Source organism: Tissierella sp. (assembly GCF_052089545.1).
In the GTDB taxonomy this organism is placed as follows: domain Bacteria; phylum Bacillota; class Clostridia; order Tissierellales; family Tissierellaceae; genus Tissierella_A.
In genome coordinates, this window is record NZ_JBQDAA010000245.1 from 1 (window position 1) to 3,085 (window position 3,085).

Here is a 3,085-nt window from a genome sequence, read left to right on the forward strand (position 1 = left end):
TCAATGGTGGTAAGTTTGATGGAATATTAGGAGTAGTAGTAGGTTTAGAAGCTTTAAGACATATAGTAGAAAGAAAAATCAATCACATTAATCCTATAGAATTAATTGTTTTTGTAGAGGAAGAAGGATGTAATTTTGGAACCCCGATGGTAGGTAGTAAAACATTGACGGGTATTTTTAATATAGAAGATTTAAAAAGGTTTAAAAATGATAAAGAGATTTCTGTATATGATGCAGCAAAGAAATTTGGACTTAAACCAGATAATATAAGAAAAGATGTTTTAAAACCTAATGAAATAAAAGCAATGATTGAATTACATATAGAACAAAGCTTAGTGTTAGAAAAGAATGAAATTTCAGTTGGAGTAATAGAAAAAATAGCCGGAGTAAGAAGGCTAGAAATAGAATTTGAAGGAGTATCAAATCATGCAGGTGCTACTCCAATGAATTTAAGATATGATCCAATGGCTGCAGCTTCAAAAGTAATTGCATCAATTGATAAAATAGTGGAAGAGAAGGCTTTCAAGACAACAGTAGCTACCGTTGGTAAAATAAATTGTTATCCTAACGCTATTAATGTAATACCTGAGAAAGTCATATTTACTGTAGATATAAGAGATATCAATTCTCAAGGAATTGATATAGTAGAAAATGAGATTAGATCTACTATAAAGTATATATCTAATTATTATGAAATAAAATCAAAGATAAAGATAACTGGAGAAGCACCACATATAAATCTTTCACCAAAAATAATATCAATTTTACAATCATCAGCCAAAGATCAAAATATAGAATATTTAAATATGAACAGTGGTGCTGCTCATGATGCTTGTATATTATCAACAATAACAGATGTAGGAATGTTGTTTGTTCCTAGTATTAATGGTAGAAGTCATGCCCCAGAAGAAAATACTAGTTATGATGATATTGAAAAAGGAGCAAAAGTATTATTAGAAGCTTTGGTTAGATTATCTAATTAATCTAACTGTTATAAAAAAGTGTCTTTAAGTTCATTTGAACTTAATTATTAGTTTTTTAAGGAGGTGTAAAGTTTTAGGGTTAAAAATCAGTAAATTCAAATAATAAGGAGGAGTTTTAGTGGATAGGAATGAAAACAATAAAGAGCTTAGTGAAAAAGAAGTATTAAATTATAAAGGCAGGATGGATATTTTCATTAAATTAATACTTACAGCATTAATAATAGTAATTATAAGTGAACTTATAGGAACACTGACATTTGATATTAATATTGGTACAATTGTCTTATTACCTATGTTATTTGCAGTTATTATCGGTATTTTGATTACACCTGATGTAATAGGTAGTAAAATAAAAGGTTTAAGCAAAATTATTGGTTGGAAAGAAATAGAACTTGCAGGACCATTTGTAATGCTAGCACTACTACCACTTGGAGTAAAATATGGTACGCTTGTAGGACCTAATATCGTAGAGGTAGTAAAAGCAGGACCAGCATTTTTATTACAAGAACTAGGTAATTTAGGAACAATATTTATAGCACTCCCCATTGCACTTTTACTTGGGATGAAAAGGGAAGCAGTTGGTGCTACAGTATCTATTTGTCGTGAACCGACATTAGGAGTAATAGGTGAGAAATATGGTATATCTAGTCCTGAAGGTACAGGAGTTTTAGGCACATATCTCATGGGAACTGTCTTTGGTACAATTTTCTTTGGACTTTTAGGTTCTCTTTCAGTTATGACAGGCCTTCATCCATTAGCCCTTGCTATGGCAAGTGGAATGGGAAGTGGAAGTATGACTACAGCAGGTTCAGGATCCCTTGCTGCAGCAGTACCTGAAATGAGTGAGCAAATTTTAGCATATGCTGCAACAAGTAATATGCTAACAGGAGTTACGGGCCTTTATTCTGTAGTACTTTTTGGTATACCTTTAGTTAATTTTATGTATAGAAAACTAGAACCTATTATTGGTAGAAAGGATGGTAGATAATATGGCAGTAGATATGAAAAAACTATTAAATCAAACAATAATTTTATTTATAGTAGGAATAATGATACTTATTGGTCAAAGAATAGGCTATGGTACAGATATAATAGGAGCTATACCAGGAATACTTATGGTAATCGGAATTGCTGTATTTGCACTTTTCATGAGAGCTGTGACTCCTAAATTACAATTTCCAGCATTTGCATGGGCATCCCTCACTGCTCTAATATTAAGTATGCCTTTCATGCCAACTTCAGAAGTTTTTTTAAAATTTACAGATCAAGTTAATTTTCTAGGAACTACTACTCCAATACTTGCTTTTGCAGGTATATCAGTTGGAAACAAAATTTTACAATTAAAGAAATTAAGTTGGAAGGTTGCTATTGTAGCGGTATTTGTATTTATTGGAACATTTTTTGGTTCAGCCATAGTGTCTCATATTGTACTTAAGTTACAAGGAATTATATAGAAAGGGTGTAGAAATTGGATAAGAAGACTTTAAAAGAAAAAGTTTGTAAAACAATTGATGACAATAAAGATATAATTATAGAGCTTGCAGAAACTATATATAAAAATCCAGAACTCGGATATAAGGAAAGATTTGGCACGGAAACAGTATTTGATATATTTAAAAATTTAGAGTTAGAAAATCTAGAAAAAGATATAGCTATTACAGGATGTCTTGGAAGAGTTAATAATGATAAAGAAGGGCCGAATATAGCTGTAATAGGTGAATTAGATTCTCTTGTATGTGAAGAGCATCCTGATAGTAATGAAATAGGTGCTATTCATGCATGTGGCCACAATAATCAAATAGCAGCTATGGTAGGTACTGCTATAGGAATTATGAAATCAGGCGTTAAAGACGATTTGGATGGAAAAATTACATTTATGGCTGTACCTGCAGAAGAATATATAGAAATAGATTATCGTTCAGAGCTTATAAAAAAAGGAGAACTTAAATATATAGGCGGAAAGCAAGAATTAATTCATAGGGGATATTTTGATAATGTAGATATAGCAATGATGATTCATTCATTTGATACAAAAATAAACAATAAAAAAATAATAGTTGGACCTACAGCAAATGGATTTGTAGGAAAAAAAATAAAATTCT

Annotated in this window: 3 protein-coding genes and 1 pseudogene; all 4 read left to right on the forward strand. The window is 30.8% G+C overall.

The window, feature by feature from the left end:
* A partial coding sequence (locus tag ACTHW2_RS12360; protein ID WP_442264209.1) for a hydantoinase/carbamoylase family amidase occupies positions 1-983 on the forward strand: 983 nt, incomplete at its 5' end.
* A 118-nt stretch (positions 984-1,101) separates the two neighbouring features.
* Positions 1,102-1,971, forward strand: coding sequence for a DUF3100 domain-containing protein (locus tag ACTHW2_RS12365; RefSeq protein WP_442264210.1), 870 nt, complete (start codon positions 1,102-1,104; stop codon positions 1,969-1,971).
* A gap of 1 nt (position 1,972) precedes the next feature.
* Positions 1,973-2,437 (forward strand): hypothetical protein, encoded by a 465-nt coding sequence (locus tag ACTHW2_RS12370; protein ID WP_442264211.1) that lies wholly within the window; start codon positions 1,973-1,975, stop codon positions 2,435-2,437.
* A 14-nt stretch (positions 2,438-2,451) separates the two neighbouring features.
* Positions 2,452-3,085 (forward strand): annotated as a pseudogene (locus ACTHW2_RS12375) (hypothetical protein); the annotation flags it as partial.

Coding starts and splice junctions, on each gene's coding strand:
- ACTHW2_RS12370 (WP_442264211.1), top strand. CDS start 1,973: ATGGCAGTAGATATGAAAAAACTATTAAATCAAACAATAATTTTATTT.